Raw genomic sequence first — 23357 nt, 5'->3', positions numbered from 1 at the left:
CGTTATTGACGCAGAAATTAGCTGTCTCCGGGGAACATAAAGGGATTCAGGCTGCTGCGTGAGAAGCTCTCTTGCTCCATTCTGGCATCCAGCAGCAGTGACGCAAGGTCATCGGCCACCGGTTCAATCGCCGGGTCACGCGCTTGCCACAGCAGTTTAAGGTAGGTGCCACAAACGCCACAGCTCTCTGCCTTCACGGCGGACTGCTCACCCTCCAGCGACCACAAGTGCAGCTCGCTCTCCTCTTCACAGTTCGAGCATTTACCTTCATCCACCAGCCATTCACACTCACACAAATTACAGTGTAGATAACGTGTCTCATCCTGCTTGCCGCCCAGCGGAATAATGCCAGAAACCGGCAGGCTACCGCACACCGGACAGAACTGACGGTGCTCGCCCTGTTCTATGCGGACTTTGCCTGGGATAAGCGCAGCCATTTGCGCCCAATACAGGCTGAGTGCAGCCCAGATAAATGGCGATTTATCGCTGCTCACCTGCGCAAACTCATGCTTTAGCAGCGATTCAGCCATGATTTCTAGCTCGCTGGCGGAGGATTTTTCCAGATTTTCCAGCACCGCCAGTGCCTGGCCGCTCATCTCCGGTTTTAGCTCGGCGATCAGGGAGTGCAGTAAACGCTGCCAGTGATCGCTGCGCGCTAACGTGGTGATATCCAGCGGCGGTTTTTGCCGGGCGGCGCTGTCGGTAAGTTGCTCGACAATATTGAAATGCAGCGGATGATCGTACAGGACGATCTCCTGAGCCGTGGTAATCACGGCGGCAAAACGCAGGTAGTCACCCAGCGGATTGCGCTCTGCCAGATGGCGCAGGCGTGCGGTACGGCGCTGATACAGCGGTTTGAGCTGAGGGAACAGTAACAGCGGTGTCTCTTGATTAAGCAAGCTATCGCGCTTCTCCAGCGGCGGGTGCGGGATGATGCGAATTGTCATCAGAAACCTTTTGTGTTGATGGTTGGGCGAAATGGCCAGTATAGCCAGCGTTTGCTGATGCCAGCATGAAAGCGGCTGTGCATCTGCGCCAGTTTCCCCGCAGCGCGTCTCCTTGTCCTCCTTGCCTGTCAGGTTCAGAATAGAGGTATTCGCCCATGACTTGCCAGTTATTTTCTGGCTCCGGGCCGGATTTTCAGGAGCGCGTAGCGTGAAAATGAGTGATGAAATTTTACCCGCTGAAGCTGCTCAAGGGCTGGCACAGCGCAATGTCTGGTCACGAGCAGATCAGCACAATTCTCAGCAAGACTGGCTGGCCGATGAAGTGCCGGTAGCGCTGGTCTACAACGGCATTTCCCACGTAGTGATGATGGCCACACCCGGCAATTTTGCTGCATTTGCGCTGGGTTTTTCTCTCTCAGAGGGCATCATTGCGCATCCACGTGACATTTATGGCATTGAGGTGGTGATGCAGTGTGGAGGCGTTGAAGTGCAGATTGAGCTGGCGAGTCGCTGTTTTATGGCCTTGAAGGAGCGCCGCCGCAATCTGGCTGGCCGTACTGGCTGCGGTGTGTGTGGCGTGGAGCAATTGGCTGATATTGCACGCCCCATCGCACCTTTACCCTTTACCCAAACCTTCGCGCTGGCGCAATTGGATAGTGCATTACAGCAGTTGCGCCAGTTCCAGCCGATTGGCGAGAAAACCGGCTGCACGCATGCCGCAGCGTGGATCGCCCCAGACGGCAGCCTGAGCGGTGGCTGTGAAGATGTGGGTCGTCATGTGGCGCTGGATAAACTACTGGGTCTACGTAGCGAGGCACAGTGGCAGCAGGGCGCGGTGCTGGTTTCCAGCCGCGCCAGCTATGAAATGGTGCAAAAATCGGCGATGTGTGGCGTCGAGATTCTGTTTGCCGTCTCCGCCGCGACCCGGCTGGCGGTGGAGGTGGCAGAACGTGCTAACCTGACTCTGGTCGGCTTCGCCAAACCGGGACGAGGCATCATTTACACCCATCCACAACGGTTGGTTTAAACGCTGATCACGTCTGGCAATGCCTGGCGTAGCGCTTTCAGCGCCGCAGGATGCTGGCCTCCGGCATCGGTCACCAGTACGCTGATGTTCGACGGCAACGCATAAACCACGCGGCTGACTACGGCAATTTTGCTGTGATCGGCCAGCAGCACGGTGCGCGTTGCCTGTTGTACCATCGCGCGGGCAATCGCGGCTTCGTGGGGATAGAAACTGCTGGCCCCGGCTTTGGCGTCAATGCCGACGGGAGAGAGCAGGGCAACATCGGCACGGAAACGGCAAATTTCTGCGATGGTAGATTCCCCCCGCGTTTGCTGAGCGCCTGCGCCCATCACGCCTCCCAGTAGAATCACCTCGTTATTCAGTGTATCCCGTTCTTCTCCTGCGCTCAGCGCCAGCGCAGCCTGCAAACTGTTGGTAATGATTGTCAGGCCGGACATGGTGCGCAGCTCTTCAGCCAGCATGGTGGTGGTGCTGCCTGCATCCAAAAACAGCGTCTGCCCTGGCTGCAATAAGCAGGCGGCAGCCCGCGCAATCGCCCGTTTTTCTTTGGCCTGTGCGCTCAGACGCACGCGCAGCGGGGCTTCTTCCTGGCTCTCAACCGCAACCAGCCCGCCATGTACACGCCGCGCTACGCCCTGAGCTTCTAGCTCAATGATGTCGCGGCGAGCGGTCTCGCGGGAGATCCCCAGTTCGGTAATGATGCGTTCGGTGCTCACCTGATGCAGCGTAGTGAGCAGTGCGCGAATGCGGTGTAAACGGGTCTCCTGCAACATGATGATGCTTCCTGATTAAACACGAATGGCAGCAAGTTTATCGTAGTCGGTGAATGGCGTCATGTGTATTTGGTTGCGTTTGTGTATTTGGTTGCATTTTATAAAAAAGCAGGCATAGTAAAACCATCAACCACCCCTTTTCACCTTCGCAACGGGAGTTCCCATGGTCACTCGCTCTACTATCATGGATACCAACAGCTTTCGCGCTGAACATGCTGCGGCGCTGGACGACGACACACGCAAACTAACCGAAAAACGCAGCAAAGTGCTGGGCGAATCCTATCGCCTGTTCTATCGCAAGCCGGTACACCTGGTGCGCGGTGAAGGGCAATATTTGTGGGATGCTGCGGGAGATAAATATCTCGACGTTTATAACAACGTCGCGAGTATTGGTCACTGCCACCCGGCAGTGATTGAAGCGGTGAATCAGCAGATGAAAATGTTGAATACGCACACGCGCTATCTGCATGAAAATATTCTGAATTACAGCGAAGAACTGCTGGCCACCGCGCCTGAAGAAATCGATCGTGCCATGTTCATGTGTACGGGCTCAGAAGCGAATGACCTGGCAATGCGCGTGGCGCGGGCCTGGAGTGGCGGCACCGGCATCATCGTGACGCAGGAAGCCTATCACGGCACCAGTGAACTGACCTCTGGCGCATCTCCGGCACTGGGTTCGGGTCAGCCTCTGGCCCCGACGACGCGCCTGGTGTCACCACCGGATGCTTACCGCGTGAATGCACCGGATCTTGGCGAGTGGTTTGCCGATCAGATTCAGCGGCAGATTGATGATATGAAAGCGCACGGCATCAAATTTGCCGGCTTCCTGGCGGACTCCATTTTCTCTTCTGATGGCGTATTGCCTAACCCGCGCGGCTTCCTGAAAAAAGCGGTGGATGTGGTGCACGCCAACGGCGGGATCTTTATTGCCGATGAAGTGCAGCCTGGGTTTGCCCGTACCGGCGATGCCTTCTGGGGCTTTGGCCGCCATGGGGTGGTGCCGGATGTGATTACCACCGGCAAACCGATGGGTAACGGTATTCCAGTGTCTGGCTTGCTGGCAAAAAGCGATGTACTGGCCTCATTCAGCGACAATATCCCCTACTTCAACACCTTTGGCGGCAACCCGGTAGCGATGGCGGCGGCCCAGGCCGTGTTGAAAGTGATCAAAGAAGAGGGGCTGCAAGAGCATAGCCGCGTAGTGGGCGCGAAATTGCTGGCAGAGCTGAGCAAGCTGATGGATCGCCACGAGTGCATCGGCGATGTGCGCGGTGCCGGGCTGTTTATTGGCTTTGAGCTGGTGGAAGATCGTCACAGCAAAGTGCCAAATAAAGCGCTGGCGCTGGACTTGATTGAAAAACTGCGCGAACACCGCGTACTGACCTCCGTGGCCGGGCCTTATGGCAACGTGCTGAAACTGCGTCCACCTTTGGCGTTCCAGGAAAGCGATATCGACTGGCTGGTCGGTGCGCTGGATGCCTCTTTAACCGCATTAGGGCACTAACTGACAAGCGGGGTTGTCGATACAACCCCGCATATTATTCTGCCAGACCCGCTGCTATCTCCCTCATTCTTCAGCACAATTCCTTTTGCCAGACGGTGGAAAACCTTAGCAACATTAGGGCATTGATTACGCTGTTACCGATCAAGAATTTCACTATAATGACCTGACTGCTTACGCGGCGCGCCCGCTGAGAGGCGTTGCCCAATACTAAATGGAGAGGAAGAACATGAGTTACTCACTGCCATCCCTGCCTTACGCTTATGACGCACTGGAACCGCATTTCGACAAGCAGACGATGGAAATCCATCACTCTAAACACCACCAGGCTTACGTGAACAACGCTAACGCAGCGCTGGAAGGTACTGAATTCGCAAACCTGCCGGTAGAAGAGCTGATCGCTAAACTGGATCAACTGCCAGCAGACAAAAAAGGCCCACTGCGTAACAACGCTGGCGGCCACGCTAACCACAGCTTCTTCTGGAAAGGCCTGAAACTGGGTACCTCTCTGCAGGGCGACCTGAAAGCGGCCATCGAAAAAGATTTCGGTAGCGTAGAAGCTTTCCAGGCTGAATTCGAGAAAGCAGCAGCAACGCGTTTCGGTTCAGGCTGGGCGTGGCTGGTTAAGAAAGGCGACAAACTGGCTGTGGTTTCTACCGCTAACCAGGACAGCCCACTGATGGGCGAAGCCATCTCTGGCGCATCAGGCTTCCCAATCATTGGTCTGGATGTGTGGGAACACGCTTACTACCTGAAGTATCAGAACAAGCGTCCTGACTACATCAAAGCGTTCTGGAACGTTGTGAACTGGGACGAAGCCGCTGCACGTTTCGCTTCTGCTAAATAAGTGATGCGATCGCACCTGCTGAATTAGCAGTGCCCCTCACCAAAACCGGTAGCCTTTCAGGCACCGGTTTTTTAACGCCTTGAACTTTTCTTAAACCCACACTAAACAGAAGTGAATTTTCACTCGGAAGAGTAGTTTCTCGACGTGATATTCAATTGCCGTTGAAGATACCTGCCTTAACCTGCCGGTAATTTAATCAACTTTGAGCAAATAAAGAATTCTCATGTCTATGTTGACCACTCCGGCGGCGGACCCGCGCACGTCCGCTTCACTGTTTGTACAGCTGCTGAACGGCAAAGTTGTCCCTGCGAACCACATGTGGCTCAGTAAAGGCTTTCGCGTTAAGTTTGCCCTGCGTACCCTGGCTTTCCCGGTCAGCACGCTGCGCTACCTTAACTCGCTTTCTCAACTTCCCGAACTCCCGGCCTTGTTGCAAGTGCAGGGGTTGCTGCCGGTGAAATTACACCGACCTTATTTGCGCGCAGGGATTAGCGTAGCGGAACGTGCCGAAGCCATTATTCATCACTATCGCACGGTGGCTAAGATCGCTAACCCCGCTCTGCGTTACCTGCTACAGCATCCAGGGGATCACCTGCTGGCTGAGTTCAGTGGTAAAAACGAAGAGGTATTCCAGATCCACTGCTGTCCTGGCCGGTTTGACCGTGAAGGGGAAGCCACGCTGGAATTGCGTTTCCAGGAGCATCTGATCGCTTCTCTCTCTTTCTCACTGGTGCAGGAACTGGGTGTTCCGACGCTGCTGATTGGCGGCTTACAGGGGCCACGCAAGCATATCTATGCGGAAGCGGTCCGCGATGCGACAAAATCCGCGCATGGCCTGTTCCCAAAACGTCTGGTGATGGAAGCGGTATTTTTACTGGCTAAAGTCACGGGCGCGCAGGCGATTTCCGCGGTAGGCGATGACACACACGTCTTCCGCAGCCTGCGTTATCGTCACAGCAAGGGTCAGCATTTCCACGCCAGCTACAGTGAATTTTGGTTATCTTTGGGTGGGGAAGGGCGTAAAGACGGCATGTTCCAGCTACCGCTCAACATGACGCGCAAATCACTGGAAGAGATTGCCAGCAAAAAGCGGGCAGAATACCGCCGCCGCTACAGCCTGCTGGACAGCTTAGCGCAGCAGGTGATGGCAGCGGCAGGCGAGGAGTACATCGTCCCCGCGTCTGAGTGATCAGAACGCCTTTTTCGCGTAGCCGGTCATGGCTTTCAGACCCAGCTCGCGACCTAACGCGGTCATTGGGTGAACCACCACGATGCCGCGTACGGTTTTTTTCAGTGTGCCCATATCAGCCTGCTCTTTCTTCGTGATTTCACGCGAGAAAGGCAGCTTCATCAGCTTTTCTGCTTCTTTGCTCAGCTTCTGATCGCGGACATCACGCAGACGTTCAATCTCCGCCACCAGCGCTTCTTTCTCTTTCAACAGCTCGCCCAGTTTCTCGGCTTCACCGGATTCCAGCAGCTGTGGCTCTTTGCGATTCAGGGCATCCAGCTGATCGCTGAGACGTTTAATTTCGTTCTTTTCTGGCTCTTTCATGACAACAACTCGTTAGGGAAAACAGGCAAAGCATACAGCAAAACCGAGCAACAGGTGACAGACTCAACCTGAGGATTTACCAAATGCCTGTTTCAGAGAGATTCGGGAGATGAGCTCAGTGAGTGAAAGTACCATGGTTGAGCGCACCATCTGTAAATAGCGCTGCTGCTGCATCAAATGCAGTTCGCTGTCTTCGGCGTGAAATTGCGGCTTGGGTGGCCAGGCTGCCACGCAGTGTAACTCACTGAATGGGCCAAGAATTTCATCATCGGTAAAGCGATAGTCGGCGTCATCGTGATTCAACTCTTCACGCAGTGCCAGCAGTAGATCGCAATCTTCATACTCGTGGCGACTGATCACGCCGAGGCCGTAAATTAACTTTAGTCGCACCGCCAGTTCACCGAGCGGACCGTCGCCCAACAGCAGTGGCTCAACGGCATATTTAACCGCGTAATCGTCCTTACGGAAAACCTGCAGGACAAGCAGATGCACCGCTTCCGCCAGCAGTTCGGCAGCGGCCACTAAAAAGCTTCTCACCGAGCGGCCAGCGTTGAGACGCTCCAGCACCCGGTTCTCAAAAGCCTGCTTCTCTTCCATTATTGCCTGCATATTTGCTGTAAAACGGGCACAGCAAAGCTGTGCCCAGTACCTTAAGCCGTAGCCTGATAGGCGGCTACCGCAGAGGCGACCACTTCGCTATCGGCATCCAGGCCGGAGATCTCGACCAGTGCGGCTTTCACTCCTTTCTCTGCAATCAATGCAGCCAGTTCCTGCGCCTGAGGATCTTGCTCACTGCGATAGTGCAGCGCGGCAGCAATACCTTGCACCAGGTTACTGTGCGGGAGCTGATATTCCAGCGTACCTAACGTGGGCTTGATCAGACGATCGCCTGCGCTGAGTTTGCGCAGTGGCTGACGGCCAACGCGCTCTACATCATCTTTCAGCCACGGGTTTTCAAAACGGCCTAAAATTTTCTGGATGTAAGCCGCATGCTTAGCCGCATCGAAGCCATAGCGCTGGATCAGCACTGCGCCACTCTCTTCCATTGCACCCAGTACCACACTGCGGATCGCCTGATCGAGAATGGCATCGCGAATAGTCTGTTTACCTGCCAACTGGCCGAGGTAAGCCGTAATAGCATGGCCGGTGTTAAGGGTGAACAGCTTGCGCTCGACAAACGCCATCAGGTTGTCGGTTAACTCCATGCCCGCAATCACCGGCAGAGTGCCTTTGAACTGCGTCTTATCCACAATCCATTCGCTGAAGGTTTCTACCGTCACTTCCAGCGGATCGTTGCTGGCGCTGTCGGCAGGCGGAACAATACGGTCTACGGCTGAATCGACGAAGCCAACGTGCTGTTCCAGCCAGGCGTGGTACTGTTCTGGCAAGGCCTGGAGTACATGCTGCTTAAACTGGCTGGTGCCACGCACCATGTTTTCGCAGGCGATAATATTCAGTGGGTTTGTGTTGCCGCTGTCGTGACGCTGAATCAACCCTTTTGCCACGCCCGGTGCGATACGTTGCAGCACGGTAGGGCCAACGGCGGTGGTCACCAGGTCCACTTCAGCCACCAGGCCGATAATGTCATCACTGGTGCTGTTCACGGCGCTCACGCCGCGCACTATCTCAACCTGCTGCTGCTCGCCTACGACATTCACCGGGTATTCATGGCGAGCATTCAGCGCATCTAACACCACCTGATTCACATCGGCAAACACCAGTTCGATGCCCGCATCTGCCAGTAATTTGCCGATAAAGCCGCGACCAATGTTGCCCGCACCAAAATGTAACGCTTTCATAGTAGAGACCCGTTGCAAATGACAATGGGGCAGGCAGGCCCGCCCCGGATTCAGGACGGGCTCACCCGCCCCAGGAAAAACAGCCTGTTTATGAAGCCGCTGTGCTGCCAGACAGCAGGTCCAGCACTTCCTGCACGTTGTGTGTGGTCGCCAGCTTCTCAATCACCCCTTCATCATCCAGGGCGTTGGTCAGGCTGGTGATGACCTGAATGTGTTCGTTATTGCGTGCTGCAATACCGATCACCAGACGGGCGATATCATCTTCTTCTTCACCGAAGCGCACCCCTTCTGGATACTGCAGGAACACGATACCGGTTTTCAGCACGCGATCTTTAGCTTCCACGGTGCCGTGTGGCACAGCAATGGATTCGCCGAGATAGGTTGGTGTCAGCATTTCACGTTGCAGCATGGCATCAACGTATTCTGGCTCAACGTAGCCCCCTTTCACCAACTGCTCACCGGCAAAGCGGATCGCCTGCTCTTTGTTATCCGCACGCAGATTCAGGAACACGTTGCTGACGCCGAGTTTGAAGAGCTGAGACTGGCCGTCATCGTAGCTGTCTGCCAGGGTGTGCTCGACTTTCTCGCGATGGCCTTCGCTGCGATTAGCCTGCACCAGACGGTCGGTCAGATTGGTATACAGCGCGCTATCAAGGAAGTTATTCAGTGAAATGTGCTGTGCCTGCGGAGCCTGACGAATAGCGCGTTCCGTTAAATCACGGTGGGTAATCACCAGATCAACATCGCCCGGCAGCGCATTAATCGCGCTGTTGGTGACGGAAACGTTAGTCAGACCCGCATCCTGGACTTTTTTACGCAGTACGCCAGCACCCATGGCGCTTGAGCCCATACCGGCATCACAGGCCACGATAATTTTGCGCACGTGGGTCAGATCAACACTGTTGGCATCTGCCACCACGGTGCTGCCTGTGCTGCTCTGGCCTTTAGACTGTGCTTTCATCTCTTGCATACGACGGGTCGCCGCTTCGATGTCGTCATCTTCTTTGACTTTGCTGGTTTTCAGCAGGACAGAAGAGACGATAAAGGAGACGGCAAAGGCGGCAATAATCGCTGCGATGTTTGCGAAGTAGGCACCTTTAGGTGTCATCGCCAGCACGGCCAGGATAGAACCTGGTGAAGCTGGGGAAACCAGACCGCCATTCAGTAGGGTCAGGGTAAACACGCCGGTCATCCCGCCTAAAATCACCGCCAGCAGCAGGCGCGGAGCCATCAGCACGTACGGGAAGTAGATCTCGTGGATACCGCCAAGGAAGTGAATGATTGCCGCACCGCCCGCAGACTGTTTCGCGCTACCGCGACCAAACAGCATATAGGCTACCAGTACGCCCATACCTGGGCCTGGGTTCGCTTCAATCAGGAAGAAGATCGATTTGCCTGCTTCACTGGCCTGCTGAATGCCCAACGGTGAGAAGATACCGTGGTTGATGGCATTGTTCAGGAACAGGATTTTTGCTGGCTCAACGAAGATGGAGGTCAGCGGCAGCAGGTTGTGCTGCACCATGATGTTTACGCCGGTCGACAGAATATGTGACAGCCCTTCAACCAGCGGACCAATGGCGAGGAAAGACAACAGCGCCAGCAGCATACCGATGATGCCTGCGGAGAAGTTGTTTACCAGCATTTCGAAGCCGCTTTTGATTTTGCCATCAACGGCACGGTCAAACGCGCGAATCGCCCAGCCACCCAGCGGGCCTGCGATCATCGCACCGAGGAACATCGGCATATCCGCACCGACGATAACCCCCATCGTGGTGATTGCACCCACCACACCACCGCGATCGCCACCCACTAAACGACCGCCGGTAAAGCCGATCAACAGAGGTAACAGATAGGTGATCATCGGGCCAACTAGCTTAGCCAGCGTGGCATTGGGGATCCAACCGGTTGGAATGAACAGCGCAGTGATGATACCCCAGGCGATAAACGCACCGATGTTAGGCATCACCATATTACTCAGGAAACGACCAAAGCTTTGAACTTTGACCTTAGCTGATGAGGACATAAATCCACCCCTTCTCTTCTCGAGACGCGCTGCAAACCAGGAGAGCGCGTTTGTTTTTGTTTAGGCGTTACGGCGGGGAGCCGTCGCTATTACTGTATGCACGCGGACTCTATCACGCGAATATGACGCTGCGTAGCGGTGCACTTTAGTGTGATCTGGATCACTTTAACCCCCCGGGGTGGAGGCCATTTTGCGTGATCGTGATCACACATAAATGCGATAAGTGCGGCGATGTGGTTTTTTTCTGTACAAATCAGAGGTGTTTTTGTGATTTGTGTCACTTTTGTGTGGCGGGTGTTTGTTTCATTAATGTGATCTGAATCACAAACAATTTTTGGTCAAAAATGCCGCAGATCACACTTTGGTCACGTGTGGGTGCGTTGGTGAATCGGCGGGGTGGTAACTAATAGCAGGAGAGCGGTTAAACCCAGTTATTGGCTTAACCGCTATTCAGTTATTGCGCGCTCTGCACCGTGCGCTGAGCCTGCACTAATGCGGGGGCATCGGTGGCAATCTGGCTCATCAGTGCGTTGTACTGCGTCGCAGGATCCTGGCTGGAGAACTGCACGCCACCATTATTGAAGCTGACGTGGGTTCCTTGTGCCTGGAGCAGATCGCCTGCCTGAACCGCAGACTGGCTGAGGCTCTGCAACTGGGTCAATTGCGGCGTCAGCTGGTTTGATGGCAGCGTGACAACCTGGTCATACGCTTTATCAAACACGCTTTTTAGGTCGTCCGGCTGTTTCAGGGTCGCTTTCGCACTGTCGGCCTGTAATTTAGCGCTCTCAACCTGCTGTGTGACCACCGTTAACGCGCCGCTCGCCTGGCGCAGGGAATCACGGCGGGTCAGGTAATCCTGTGGCACATGAATGGCGGCCAGCTCATCGACCACTGGGCGAATCCCCTGATCAACCGCTTTGCTCGCCTGCTGTGAGAAACCATAAATGATGGCGTAATCGCTGACGTAGGGGCCAAAGCTCTGTTTTTGGCTTTCACTCAGTGAAGGCAGGTGCTCGCCGCTTCGCATGGCGGTGTTTTGCAGGAAGTCGATAAATGCTTTGCGTTGATCGCCCTGTTTGTCGCCACAGCCCGTGAGCTGCACAACCATAAGCGCGGTGACGAGCAGCAAACCTGCGCGTTTCCCGATGCGGGTTAGTCCGATTGCCATGTCTGCAACTCCTGTCAGTAAAATGGCGAAAAATCTGCTGGGATAAGAACAGTCTTAAAGGATAGAACAAAGGCCTGAGTCGGCACAATGGCGGTGAGGGGTAACTGGCGCAGTTGCTGCATGTTAGTGCGATTTTGCACAAAAACAGCGCAGCGGGGTGGCCCTTAAGCTGCGTAAGGCCATGCGGGCCTGCTGGGTGAAAATGGCGCGTTTATTGCTTTACTCTCCGGTGATGGCCTGGCCGGTGGACCGGTGTTGTAGCAATTTATGCTATATCAGCTTTGGCTATGAAAGCGTAGCGGTAGGAAGAATATCCAGACGCAATAAAGCGTTAGCGGCTTTGCAATGTAAATGAAAAGTAAAGCTGAAATAATCTCCCTGTTTTGCCCGGCAGAATTCGCTTTCTTTATCCATAATTACTTCCCAGGCCAACATGCATTGGTACCGCTGTTTCGGGTGGTACGGGCAGGCTGTGTCCCGTAGGGGTTTTACACTAAAAATTATAAACCCTTGCGGGATGCAGCCTGCGGTCCTGGTCTTTGGATCTCCTTGCAGATTCTTATCTTCCTACTTTCGCGTGATTCATAGTGAGTTTTAAGGAGTTCTCTATGGAAGTAAAAGATCCTGTTTTTGAATTACTGAGTAGCCTTGAACAGATTGTTTTAACGCGTGACAGCCTGAAGCCTGCGGTGCAGGTACCAACCCCATCACTTCCTGAGCCGCAGCGCTTACGTGAACTGACCGGGATGCAGGTGGATGAATTTGCCCGAGTCATGGGCGTAAGTGTCTCTTCAGTAAAAAGCTGGGAAGCACGTCGTACCCGTCCTTCTGCTACGGCTCAGAAATTGATGAAGCTGTTACATGCAAACCCATATTTGGGACGTCAGCTGTTAGATTGAAAAGTATCAAAGAGAGATGAAATGACCCGCCGTTGGCGGGTTTTTTTATGTCACTCATATCGCGTTTTGCTTCCTTTCAGAATCCACACCAGAATGAGACAATCCGCTCACAATTTGCTGATAAAACGAACTCTGGCGTGTCGCTTTAGTCACAGTAAGGCTTGTTGTTTATTTTCTTTACCTCGGGATACCTGTGTTCAATGAATTTTATTAAAACTCTGAGCCAGCAAAAGCTCTCAATGCTGCTGGCTCTCTATATCGGCATCTTATTGAATTTGCCGATTTTTTACCGCCGTTTTGACGGTTATTTGCAGTACCCCTCTTTGACCAACCTGTTCTCTGCACTCGCTGAAATCATGGCGAGTGTGCTGTTACCGTTCTTCTTAATTCGCCTCTTTTCTGTGGGCGGGAAGCTGGCCTGGCGCATCCTCGCCAGCCTGCTGGTGCTGATCTCGGTGGCTGCCGCCTATTACATGACCTTCTTCAACGTGGTGATTGGCTACGGGATTGTCGCCTCGGTGATGACCACCGATACCGACTTATCCAAAGAGGTGGTGGGTTTTCACTATGTGCTGTGGATGGTGCTGGTCAGTGCGCTGCCGTTGCTGCTGATTTGGCGCAGTCATCTCCGCAATACCCTGCTCGAACAGCTGCGCACGCCGGGGCAGCGCCTGCGACCAACGCTGACGCTGTTGCTGTGCGTGGCACTGGTCTGGCTGCCTATCCGCTATTTTGATCGCCTGCAAAAAGCGCAGGAGAAAATCACCAATATCGATTTACCCAGCTATGGCGGTGTGGTTGCCCACTCTTACTTGCCTTCGAACTGGCTGGCGGCTCTGGGGCTGTTCACCTGGACGCGCATCGACGAAAAAATGGATAAATCGTCACTGTTCGATCCGGCCAAAGCCTTCACTTACGTAGCCCCTGCGGGTATTGATGACACCTACGTGGTCTTTGTCATCGGTGAAACCACCCGTTGGGATCACATGGGCATTCTTGGTTATGAGCGGAATACCACGCCGAAGCTTTCACAGGAGAAGAACCTGGTGGCTTTCCGTGGTCAGTCATGTGATACCGCGACCAAGCTTTCATTACGCTGCATGTTTGTGCGCGAGGGCGGCACCATGGATAACCCAGGCCGCACCCTGAAAGAGGAAAACGTCTTCGCAGTGATGAAATCGTTGGGGTTCACCTCTGAGCTCTTTGCGATGCAGAGTGAGGTGTGGTTCTACGACAACACCAACGTCAACAACTTTGCCTTCCGCGAGCAGATTGGCTCGGAAAAAGACAATGCAGGGAAAGCCGTGGATGACATGCTACTGGTGCCTGAATTGCAAAAGTCGCTGGAACGCTATCCGCAGGGCAAGCATCTGGTGATCCTGCATACCAAGGGTTCGCACTATCTCTATTCTCAGCGCTATCCACGCAGCTTTGCCCACTACCAGCCAGAATGTATCGGTGTGGATGATTTCTGTAGCAAGGCACAGTTGATCAACGCTTATGACAACTCGGTGATGTACGTCGATAACATGCTCGATAGCGTGTTTGACCAGCTACGTAACAAGAAAGCGATTGTGTTCTACGCGGCGGATCACGGTGAGTCGATCAGCGAAAATATGCACCTGCACGGGACGCCACGCGAAATGGCTCCACCAGAGCAGTTCCGCGTGCCTATGCTGGTGTGGGCTTCCGATAGCTATCTGGCGGACGCTCAGAACCGCGCTCGCTTTGAGCGTTTGCAGGCAGAACAGCGTGCGGGCCAACCCCATCGTCACGTCGAGCTGTTTGACTCCATTCTGGGTTGCCTCGGTTATACCTCGCCAAACGGCGGGATCAACCCGGCGAACAACTGGTGCCAGCCACCGGCAAAACCTGTGGCGCATCCACTTTAAACGGTGTTTTGGCTCTGATTTGGCTGCTTTTCAGGCAATCAAACCGGGGGGATTAAAAAGCGGTTGACGCTCCCATGAGGGAGCAGTAACATGCGCCCCCATCGGCGAGTAGCGCAGCTTGGTAGCGCAACTGGTTTGGGACCAGTGGGTCGGAGGTTCGAATCCTCTCTCGCCGACCATCTTTAAGAAAGCCTGCTTGAAAAAGCAGGTTTTTTTTCGTCCATTTTTTATCCCGCCGGTGTAAATTCCCCAGACTTCCTCCGCGAGTGGCGCGCTTACGTCATGTTTTGTCACCGTTGTCAGTAATTACCAAAAAATCCGGCTTAGCGGCTTTTCATTAGTTCAAAGCGTAAAAAAGCAGATCAATCTCTTCTCAGCCCTTGCGGTATCTGCGCTCGAATCTTAATTCGTGACACATTTTTCTTATGATAAAAATCGACCACGTGCCTGATTCTTATACACGCAAAGCAGCATATTTTGCTGTCTGAACGTCATAACGCACGCGATATCGCTCATATTGTCAGCAATTGCCGCTAATATACTAAGGTTTTTTAGCGATGAAAAATGGCTAATAAGGGGATAGTTCACAGCGTGATTACTGGATTTTTCCACTGAAAGATAAAATTAATCACTGCTGGTCACGTTTTTTTCACTTTTTTATCGTTGCTTGCGGTTACTCACACTCTATGTAAATAACTTGTGCTTGTATTGACGTTGATTGCAACTGTTGACAAATTGAGTCGTCACGCTGCGCAGTGGTCAAATAAACCGCGTCTTACCAGAACGGTTTACTAAAAAAATCGCCACGCGCAGGGGTCATTTGACGTGACCTGTCCGAACCGCACAAAAAAAACAGAGGTCGGACGAAGCACACAACAACACATCACGATGGAGCAACGACATGAGCAACTCCCTGGCAAAATCCAGGATGCTGAAGGTCGGTCTTAGCCTATTGGCTATGACCGTGGCCGCCGGTGTTCAGGCTAAAACCCTTGTTTACTGTTCAGAAGGTTCACCGGAAGGCTTCAACCCACAGCTCTTCACTTCCGGCACCACCTACGATGCCAGCTCAGTACCGATCTACAACCGTCTGGTCGAGTTCAAAACTGGCACCACTGAACTGCAACCTGGCCTCGCAGAAAAATGGGACGTCAGCGCAGATGGCAAAACCTACACGTTCCACCTGCGCCAGGGCGTGAAGTGGCAAACCACCAAAGATTTTAAACCCACGCGCGACTTCAACGCTGATGACGTGGTGTTCTCCTTCGAACGCCAGCTCGACAAAAACAACAAGTATCACGGTGTCTCTGGCGGCAGCTACGAATACTTCGAAGGCATGGACATGCCGAAGTTGATTAGCAAAATTGAGAAGGTGGACGACCATACCGTACGCTTCACCCTGACGCGTTCTGAAGCGCCGTTCCTCGCCGATTTGGGCATGGACTTTGCCTCCATCTTGTCTGCGGAATACGCGGATAACATGCTGAAAGCGGGTACGCCAGAAAAAGTCGACCTTAATCCGGTCGGTACTGGCCCGTTTGTGCTGCTGCAATACCAGAAAGATTCGCGCATCCTGTATAAAGCCAACCCGGACTACTGGGGCACCAAGCCGAAAATTGATCGTCTGGTCTTCTCCATCACCCCGGATGCCTCCGTGCGCTACGCCAAATTGCAGAAAGGCGAGTGCCAGGTGATGCCGTATCCCAACCCGGCAGATATCGCCAGCATGAAGAAAGATACCAATATCAATCTGCTGGAGCAGCCAGGCCTGAACGTGGGCTATCTCTCATTCAACACCGAGAAAAAACCGCTGGATAACGTCAAAGTGCGTCAGGCACTGACCATGGCGGTGAACAAGCAGGCGATCATTGATGCGGTCTATCAAGGGGCGGGCCAGGCGGCGAAAAACCTGATCCCACCTACCATGTGGGGCTACAACGATGACGTCAAAGACTATCCTTACGACCCTGCCAAAGCGAAAGCCCTGCTGAAAGAAGCAGGCATGCAAGATGGCTTCAGTATTGACCTGTGGGCAATGCCGGTTCAGCGCCCGTATAACCCGAACGCACGCCGTATGGCAGAGATGATTCAGGCTGACTGGGCGAAAATCGGTGTGAAAGCCAACATCGTGACTTACGAATGGGGCGAATACCTGAAACGCGCCAAAGCCGGTGAACATCAGACCGTGATGATGGGCTGGACCGGTGACAATGGCGACCCGGATAACTTCTTCGCAACGCTGTTCAGCTGTGCAGCAGCCAAAGACGGCTCCAACTACTCCCGCTGGTGCTACAAACCGTTTGAAGACCTGATTCAGCCCGCGCGCGCTGAAGCCGATCACAATAAACGGATTGAGTATTACAAACAGGCGCAGGTAGTGATGCATGACCAGGCTCCGGCTCTGATCATTGCCCATTCAACGGTGTATGAACCGGTCAGTAAGAAAGTCACTGGCTATGTGGTTGATCCGTTGGGCAAACATCACTTCGAAAACGTCGATATTCAGGAATAACCTTTGCGGACCGGGCGATAACGGCACTTACCCGGGTGCCAGAGGTTATCGCCCAGCTCCGGTCACTTCCTTTTATTTGCGCGCGTAAGGCGTGGCGTTCGGCTGTTTTTGTCGGGCGCGTTTGTGAGCAATCAGTACCCGCGTTGTTTGTGCGGGAAAAGTGAGAATTTGGCTTATGCTGCAGTTCGTACTCCGGCGTCTGGGCCTTGTCATCCCAACGTTTATCGGCATCACGCTGTTGACCTTCGCGTTTGTCCATTTGATCCCCGGTGATCCGGTGCTGATCATGGCGGGTGAACGCGGTATCTCCCCCGAGCGCCACGCTCAGTTACTGGCGCAGTTTGGTCTCGATCAGCCCATGTGGAAACAATACCTCACCTACGTCAATGGGGTGCTGCATGGCGATTTGGGCATCTCCCTGAAAAGTCGTATTCCGGTGTGGGATGAGTTTGTGCCGCGCTTTAAAGCCACGCTGGAACTGGGCATTTGCGCCATGTTGTTTGCGATTGCGGTGGGCATTCCGGTGGGCGTGCTGGCGGCGGTAAAACGTGGTTCCATCTTTGATCACACTGCGGTAGGCATTGCCCTGACCGGCTATTCCATGCCGATTTTCTGGTGGGGCATCATGCTGATCATGCTGGTCTCGGTGCAGCTCAACCTGACACCGGTTTCCGGGCGCGTCAGCGATACGCTGTTCCTCGATGACAGCCACCCGCTGACTGGTTTTATGCTGATCGACACGCTGCTTTGGGGTGAGCCTGGCGACTTCAAAGATGCGGTGATGCACATGCTATTGCCTGCCATTGTGCTGGGCACTATCCCCCTCGCGGTGATTGTGCGTATGACCCGCTCATCCATGCTGGAAGTGCTGGGAGAAGATTACATCCGTACCGCGCGGGCCAAAGGGCTGACGCGGATGCGCGTCATCGTGGTACACGCGCTGCGTAACGCCATGCTGCCGGTTGTCACCGTGATTGGTTTGCAGGTGGGAACGCTGCTGGCGGGGGCGATCCTCACAGAGACCATTTTCTCCTGGCCAGGTCTGGGCCGCTGGCTGATTGAAGCTTTGCAACGCCGTGACTATCCGGTGGTGCAGGGCGGCGTGCTGCTGGTCGCTATCCTGATCATCCTCGTCAACCTGCTGGTTGATCTGCTGTATGGCGTGGTTAACCCACGCATCCGCCATAAGAAGTGAGGGGGAAAAATGAGTGTTGTTGATCCTGCAAGCGTAAACGCTGCACCCAAGCCAATGACCCCGATTCAGGAATTTTGGCACTACTTCCGGCGCAATCATGGTGCGGTTGTCGGTCTGGTTTATATCGTTTTGATGCTGCTGGTGGCTATTTTTGCCGGTCTGCTCGCGCCTCATGCCCCTGCTGAGCAGTTTCGTGACGCGCTGCTGCACCCGCCGGTGTGGCAGGAAGGCGGCAGCTGGAAATTCATCCTCGGGACTGATGACGTTGGCCGCGATGTCCTGACGCGCCTGATGTACGGTGCGCGTCTGTCGCTGCTGGTGGGCTGCCTGGTGGTGGTGCTTTCTTTGATTCTGGGTGTCATTTTTGGTCTGCTGGCGGGCTACCTTGGCGGCGTGGTGGATGCGGTGATCATGCGCATCGTCGATATCATGCTGGCGCTGCCAAGCCTGCTGCTGGCGTTGGTGCTGGTGGCCATATTCGGCCCTTCGATCGTTAATGCCGCACTGGCACTGACCTTTGTCGCCTTGCCGCACTATATCCGTTTGACCCGCGCTGCGGTGTTGGTAGAGGTCAATCGCGACTATGTGACCGCCTCCAGCGTGGCCGGTGCTGGCATGTTGCGTCAGATGTTTATCAATATTCTGCCGAACTGCCTTGCTCCGCTGATCGTGCAGGCCTCACTGGGCTTTTCCAACGCCATCCTCGATATGGCGGCGCTGGGCTTCCTCGGCATGGGCGCACAGCCGCCGACGCCAGAGTGGGGCACCATGCTTTCTGACGTGCTGCAATATGCGCAAAGCGCGTGGTGGGTGGTGACGTTCCCTGGGCTGGTGATCCTGTTGACGGTACTGGCATTTAACCTGATGGGCGATGGTTTACGCGATGCGCTCGATCCAAAACTTAAGCAGTAGGGGCCGAAAATGTCATTACTTCAGGTAGAACAACTTTCGGTCCATTTTGGCGATGAAGGCCACCCGTTCCGCGCGGTTGATCGCATTAGCTATCAGGTGGATGAAGGTCAGGTGGTGGGGATTGTCGGCGAATCCGGCTCCGGTAAATCGGTCAGTTCGCTGGCGATAATGGGGCTGATTGATTTCCCGGGCAAGGTGAAGGCCGACTCGCTGCAATTTAATCAGCGCGATTTACAGCGGATTTCAGAAGCAGAGCGTCGTCAGCTGGTAGGGGCGGAAGTGGCGATGATTTTTCAGGACCCCATGACCAGCCTGAATCCGTGTTACACCGTCGGCTTCCAGATCATGGAAGCGCTGAAGGTGCATCAGGGAGGAAATCGCCGCACTCGCCGCCAACGGGCGATAGACCTGCTGACGCAGGTGGGTATTCCCGATCCCGCCTCGCGGCTGGATGTGTATCCGCACCAGCTTTCGGGCGGGATGAGCCAGCGCGTGATGATCGCGATGGCGATAGCCTGTAAACCCAAACTGTTAATTGCCGATGAGCCAACCACCGCGCTGGATGTGACCATTCAGGCGCAGATTATTGAGCTGTTACTGGAGCTGCAACAGCAGGAGAACATGGCGCTGATCCTGATCACCCATGACCTGGCGCTGGTGGCTGAAGCGGCACACCATATTATTGTGATGTACGCCGGGCAGGTGGTGGAGAGCGGCAAAGCGGCGGATATTTTCCGTGCGCCGCGTCACCCCTATACCCAGGCGCTGCTGCGCGCGCTGCCCGAGTTTTCCAGTGACAAGGCGCGTCTGGCTTCATTGCCGGGAGTGGTGCCGGGAAAATATGACCGACCAACCGGCTGTTTGCTGAATCCGCGTTGCCCCTATGTGACTGACCGTTGCCGCCAGGAGGAGCCTGCACTGCGGGATATCCCAGGCCGCCAGTCTAAATGCCACTTTCCGCTGGATGACGCCGGGAGACCCACTTATGAGCACTAATGCAGGCCAACAGGATTTCCTGTTACAGGCCGTTGATTTGAAAAAGCACTACCCGGTGAAAAAAGGGCTGTTTGGTGAACAACGGCTGGTTAAAGCGCTGGATGGCGTGTCGTTTAATCTGGAGCGCGGCAAGACGCTGGCGGTGGTAGGGGAGTCGGGTTGCGGTAAGTCGACGCTGGGACGTTTGCTCACCATGATCGAAACCCCCACCGCGGGCGAGCTTTACTGGCACGGCCAGGATTTATTGAAACACGATCCGCAGGCGCAAAAATTGCGGCGGCAAAAGATTCAGATCGTCTTTCAAAATCCCTATGGCTCGCTGAATCCGCGTAAAAAAATCAGCCAGATTCTGGAAGAGCCGCTGTTGATCAACACGTCACTGACCAAAGCGGAACGGCGGGAAAAAACGCTGGAGATGATGGCGAAAGTGGGCCTGAAAACCGAGCACTACGATCGCTATCCGCATATGTTTTCAGGTGGACAGCGGCAGCGTATTGCCATTGCACGCGGCCTGATGCTCGACCCGGACGTGTTGATTGCCGATGAGCCAGTTTCAGCCCTGGATGTTTCGGTGCGCGCTCAGGTACTAAACCTGATGATGGATCTCCAGCAGGAGATGGGGCTTTCGTATGTGTTTATCTCCCACGATTTGTCGGTGGTGGAACACATTGCCGATGAGGTGATGGTGATGTATCTCGGACGCTGCGTGGAGAAAAGTAGCAAGGCAGAGCTGTTTGCCCATCCACGGCATCCGTACACACAGGCGCTGCTATCGGCCACGCCACGCCTCAACCCAGAGCAGCGGCGTGAGCGCATCAAGCTCACCGGCGAACTGCCCAGCCCGCTCAATCCACCTCCCGGCTGCGCTTTTAACGCCCGCTGCCGTCGTCGTTTCGGCACCTGCACCCAGTTCCAGCCGCAGCTAAAAACCTACGGCGATCAGGCCGTTGCCTGCTTCGCCGTCGATGAAGACGAACATCAACGAGTGGAGTCGTAGCTTCACGCAGTCACTGAAAACGGCAGGCTGTTTGCTGCCGTTTTTGGTGGGGGTGTGGTAGAGCCTAGAAGAAATATTTAATTTAAAAAATTAAATCATGTAATACCACTCTAAATTTTATGTAGTAGTCGGAGACTATCTCTGATGATAGATCACGTTCATAGTTCTTGATTGTAAATTCATCATCCGGCATAAAGTGGCATGAAATTAAAAAAAGGGTATGTTGGAGTGTTGAAGTCATGCCTGTTAGAATAGTAGCGTATTTATTAGACTTTCCGTTATCTTTGTATATACCTAGCAGTTCTCGACATTCTGTAAGCAATAAATTAATTTTTTCTTTCTGGAAGTTTTGATTGTTATGAAGATCATATATGAATGACCCTTCTTCTTTTAATACGGTTTCATATATAATAAATTTTTCTTTTTCCATTAAATTGCTCACAATTTATTCCTTTAGCGTCTGATCTGCGGATCGTAAAAGCGGAACAGATTATAGTGTAGTCCGATTTCCTTATCATCGTGCTGCTTTCAGCCAGTGGCGTAGGCAGTTATCTGTGATACAGATGGTCAAGGTGATACAGAACGTGATGTTTAGCGTGCTGAAAAAATCAAATTAAACAATGACAAAGTCATGGTGGATTAATTTTTTTCGGTTTCATGCCACTCTTTCCATCTTGATAATGGAGAGTTGCCAAAGTGTTTTTTCAGTAGCTTCTCATCGAGAATGTTATTTTTTAATAAAGGTGAGATTATTTCATCCAATATTTCAAAATCTTCCTTGCAACCAGTGTTTTCAAAAATGAAAAATAAGGCATCCTGCACAAGAGAAAACTCACCCAACTCATTGGATTTTATAATCACTTCGATAATATCGGATTTTATACTTTTATTCTCAATGTATTCTTCTGCTTCAGATGAAAACTTCTTATAATAAAAGTTATTCATTTTCTCTGATAACAAATTTAATCTTGATTGCAATTCACTTTTCATTTTATAGTCTCAAGAAAACTTCAAGATCAATGGTGTATTTTTACCACATCTCATCCTCATGGGTTTATTTGTCTGTGCGTTATTATTCACCCGTAATCATATAATGGATAGGGTATGACTTCATGAGGCTTCTTACTCGTGTGGAATACTTTCATGCCCTTTAGTTCTTCTGTGTTAATAAATTCCAAGTCGGAATTTATTAAAATATCACTCATTTGCGGCAAGGTTGATATAATTTTATTTTTTGACGCCGGGATTACCGGTTGCGGCCAGGATTTTCACCGATGCGCACTTTTGGTACGCACGCTACCGCTTGGCCGTGACGCTCCCTGTTTGCACTGCATCATAACCCACCTGCGGGTCATAACACCGGAAAAAATTATAGTGCAGGCCCGCCTCTCTTTAGGCATATTGTCCGTCATAGCGCAGCGGCTGAAGGCTTCCTTCTGCCTACAACCTCGCCAAAACTACCGAACTGGCCCTCCTCGAACCTTGTTATTCTTTTTTAAAAATGTCGCATCACTAAAAACCATAACTTGCGAAAATTATTGATGAGAATTACTTTAAATTCTAATTTATTAATCTTAAAATCATAGGTTCCCATGTATTATGCCATTTTTTTTCCATTTCAATTTTATAATTACTTATAGTGTATAAGTCATCTTTTTCATTGTGAGATGAGAAGCATTGGTTTGTACATGTATCAAGCCATTTTAAGAAATCAATTATTTCTCTGTCGCCAATGTTTCTTGAAAGGTAGTCCCTCGTATTTTCTATTAAATTTATCAACAATGATTCATCGAAAACTCCATCCTCGAACAGAAGGTAGCAGAAGGTTCCCTCAGTGAGGTCATCTTTATTATTAAGGATCTCAATTTTTAATTTTTTATCCATCTTAACAGCCAGGCCCTTTTCTTTTTGTAGCTTTTAATGATTTTCTTTCGTTGTAAGAACCATCTAAATTAAATACACCTTTAGATTTATCTAACGATGAAAAGGTTTCATGATGATCTTTATGAAGATTATCAAGATAGAAATAATCACCTTTTTTGAAATTTACACCCCCGACTTTAACTTTACTAGTTAATTTGTAAATTTCAGCTCCCTGAAATTTTTTCCCTATCGTTGTAGCTGCATCACCCATTATCTCAAGGAAACTCAGTCCAAGAGGATCCACCCACCCATTTGGATTCGGCGCATACTGATAAAGATTCGTTCCACCCAGAACCCCTATCGGGTCCGGGGTCGTAAAGCGGCCGACCTGCGGATCGTAGTAGCGGAACAGGTTGTAGTGTAGACCGGTTTCCCTGTCTTCGTACTGTCCGGC

The 23357-nt window shown here is 52.7% G+C and carries 22 protein-coding genes, 1 tRNA gene and 1 pseudogene; 12 read left to right on the top strand and 12 right to left on the bottom strand.

Going from position 1 to position 23357, the window contains the following annotated elements; genetic code table 11:
* Positions 1-17 precede the first annotated feature (17 nt).
* On the bottom strand, positions 18-947 hold the full coding sequence (gene fdhE / locus B880_RS0120420; RefSeq protein WP_017349321.1) for a formate dehydrogenase accessory protein FdhE: 930 nt from the start codon (positions 945-947) through the stop codon (positions 18-20).
* Between the two features lie 214 nt (positions 948-1161).
* Between fdhE and fdhD the strand changes: the two genes are divergently transcribed.
* Positions 1162-1974: a formate dehydrogenase accessory sulfurtransferase FdhD gene (gene fdhD / locus B880_RS0120410; RefSeq protein WP_017349320.1), complete on the top strand. Its 813-nt coding sequence runs from the start codon at positions 1162-1164 to the stop codon at positions 1972-1974.
* On the opposite strand, the gene B880_RS0120405 is transcribed toward fdhD, so the two are convergent.
* Entirely contained in the window at positions 1971-2747 is a 777-nt protein-coding gene (locus B880_RS0120405; protein WP_017349319.1) for a DeoR/GlpR family DNA-binding transcription regulator, read from the bottom strand. The genes fdhD and B880_RS0120405 overlap by 4 nt on opposite strands.
* Before the next feature lie 163 nt (positions 2748-2910).
* On the opposite strand from B880_RS0120405, the gene B880_RS0120400 reads away from it, so the two are divergent.
* The 3 genes from B880_RS0120400 (at position 2911) to B880_RS0120390 (ending at position 6284) form a co-directional block, all read left to right on the top strand.
* Positions 2911-4251: an aspartate aminotransferase family protein gene (locus tag B880_RS0120400; protein ID WP_017349318.1), complete on the top strand. Its 1341-nt coding sequence runs from the start codon at positions 2911-2913 to the stop codon at positions 4249-4251.
* Positions 4252-4477: 226 nt separating this feature from the next.
* Positions 4478-5095, top strand: coding sequence for a superoxide dismutase [Mn] (gene sodA / locus B880_RS0120395; RefSeq protein WP_017349317.1), 618 nt, complete (start codon positions 4478-4480; stop codon positions 5093-5095).
* 223 nt (positions 5096-5318) lie between these two features.
* Positions 5319-6284: a VirK/YbjX family protein gene (locus tag B880_RS0120390; RefSeq protein ID WP_017349316.1), complete on the top strand. Its 966-nt coding sequence runs from the start codon at positions 5319-5321 to the stop codon at positions 6282-6284.
* On the opposite strand, the gene B880_RS0120385 is transcribed toward B880_RS0120390, so the two are convergent.
* The 5 genes from B880_RS0120385 to B880_RS0120365 all read right to left on the bottom strand — a co-directional run bounded on the left by B880_RS0120385 (position 6285) and on the right by B880_RS0120365 (position 11637).
* Complete coding sequence (locus B880_RS0120385; protein WP_017349315.1) at positions 6285-6647, bottom strand: YibL family ribosome-associated protein; 363 nt, start codon at positions 6645-6647, stop codon at positions 6285-6287.
* A gap of 63 nt (positions 6648-6710) precedes the next feature.
* Complete coding sequence (mtlR, locus tag B880_RS0120380; protein WP_192841090.1) at positions 6711-7256, bottom strand: mannitol operon repressor MtlR; 546 nt, start codon at positions 7254-7256, stop codon at positions 6711-6713.
* A 41-nt stretch (positions 7257-7297) separates the two neighbouring features.
* Positions 7298-8446, bottom strand: a complete 1149-nt coding sequence (mtlD, locus tag B880_RS0120375; protein ID WP_017349313.1) for a mannitol-1-phosphate 5-dehydrogenase — start codon at positions 8444-8446, stop codon at positions 7298-7300.
* A gap of 88 nt (positions 8447-8534) precedes the next feature.
* A complete protein-coding gene (locus tag B880_RS0120370; RefSeq protein ID WP_017349312.1) occupies positions 8535-10469 on the bottom strand; it encodes a PTS mannitol transporter subunit IICBA in 1935 nt (644 codons plus the stop codon).
* 454 nt (positions 10470-10923) lie between these two features.
* A complete protein-coding gene (locus B880_RS0120365; RefSeq protein ID WP_017349311.1) occupies positions 10924-11637 on the bottom strand; it encodes a DUF3053 domain-containing protein in 714 nt (237 codons plus the stop codon).
* 608 nt (positions 11638-12245) lie between these two features.
* Between B880_RS0120365 and B880_RS0120360 the strand changes: the two genes are divergently transcribed.
* The 8 genes from B880_RS0120360 to dppF all read left to right on the top strand — a co-directional run bounded on the left by B880_RS0120360 (position 12246) and on the right by dppF (position 21040).
* A complete protein-coding gene (locus B880_RS0120360; protein WP_017349310.1) occupies positions 12246-12536 on the top strand; it encodes an HTH-type transcriptional regulator in 291 nt (96 codons plus the stop codon).
* Positions 12537-12736: 200 nt separating this feature from the next.
* Positions 12737-14428 carry a kdo(2)-lipid A phosphoethanolamine 7''-transferase gene (eptB, locus tag B880_RS0120355; protein WP_017349309.1) on the top strand — a complete coding sequence of 564 codons (1692 nt, stop codon included), beginning with the start codon at positions 12737-12739 and terminating at the stop codon, positions 14426-14428.
* A gap of 102 nt (positions 14429-14530) precedes the next feature.
* Positions 14531-14607, top strand: a tRNA-Pro gene (locus B880_RS0120350).
* A 722-nt stretch (positions 14608-15329) separates the two neighbouring features.
* Complete coding sequence (dppA, locus tag B880_RS0120345) at positions 15330-16940, top strand: dipeptide ABC transporter periplasmic-binding protein DppA (protein ID WP_026042809.1); 1611 nt, start codon at positions 15330-15332, stop codon at positions 16938-16940.
* 175 nt (positions 16941-17115) lie between these two features.
* Positions 17116-18135, top strand: a complete 1020-nt coding sequence (dppB, locus tag B880_RS0120340) for a dipeptide ABC transporter permease DppB (protein ID WP_017349307.1) — start codon at positions 17116-17118, stop codon at positions 18133-18135.
* Positions 18136-18144: 9 nt separating this feature from the next.
* Positions 18145-19047: a dipeptide ABC transporter permease DppC gene (dppC, locus tag B880_RS0120335; RefSeq protein WP_017349306.1), complete on the top strand. Its 903-nt coding sequence runs from the start codon at positions 18145-18147 to the stop codon at positions 19045-19047.
* A 9-nt stretch (positions 19048-19056) separates the two neighbouring features.
* A complete protein-coding gene (gene dppD / locus B880_RS0120330) occupies positions 19057-20043 on the top strand; it encodes a dipeptide ABC transporter ATP-binding protein (protein WP_017349305.1) in 987 nt (328 codons plus the stop codon).
* The gene (gene dppF, locus B880_RS0120325; protein WP_017349304.1) at positions 20033-21040 is read left to right on the top strand and encodes a dipeptide ABC transporter ATP-binding subunit DppF; all 1008 of its coding nucleotides are present in this window, start codon (positions 20033-20035) and stop codon (positions 21038-21040) included. Before dppD ends, dppF begins: the two co-directional genes overlap by 11 nt.
* 82 nt (positions 21041-21122) lie before the next feature.
* On the opposite strand, the gene B880_RS0120320 is transcribed toward dppF, so the two are convergent.
* The 5 genes and pseudogenes from B880_RS0120320 to B880_RS27150 form a co-directional block, all read right to left on the bottom strand.
* On the bottom strand, positions 21123-21482 hold the full coding sequence (locus tag B880_RS0120320; protein WP_017349303.1) for a hypothetical protein: 360 nt from the start codon (positions 21480-21482) through the stop codon (positions 21123-21125).
* Between the two features lie 197 nt (positions 21483-21679).
* Complete coding sequence (locus tag B880_RS0120315) at positions 21680-22030, bottom strand: hypothetical protein (protein ID WP_036646548.1); 351 nt, start codon at positions 22028-22030, stop codon at positions 21680-21682.
* A gap of 333 nt (positions 22031-22363) precedes the next feature.
* Positions 22364-22511, bottom strand: a pseudogene (locus tag B880_RS27395) (RHS repeat-associated core domain-containing protein); the annotation flags it as partial.
* An 89-nt stretch (positions 22512-22600) separates the two neighbouring features.
* Positions 22601-22924, bottom strand: coding sequence for a hypothetical protein (locus tag B880_RS25350; RefSeq protein WP_017349301.1), 324 nt, complete (start codon positions 22922-22924; stop codon positions 22601-22603).
* A gap of 1 nt (position 22925) precedes the next feature.
* On the bottom strand, positions 22926-23357 hold a 432-nt coding region (locus B880_RS27150; RefSeq protein WP_237761032.1), incomplete at its 5' end, for an RHS repeat-associated core domain-containing protein.

The sequence above is a fragment of the Pantoea sp. A4 genome, from assembly GCF_000295955.2.
GTDB classification, from domain to species: domain Bacteria; phylum Pseudomonadota; class Gammaproteobacteria; order Enterobacterales; family Enterobacteriaceae; genus Pantoea; species Pantoea multigeneris.
Note: the sequence above shows the minus strand (reverse complement) of the source record. Positions and strands in the feature narration are given on the sequence as shown.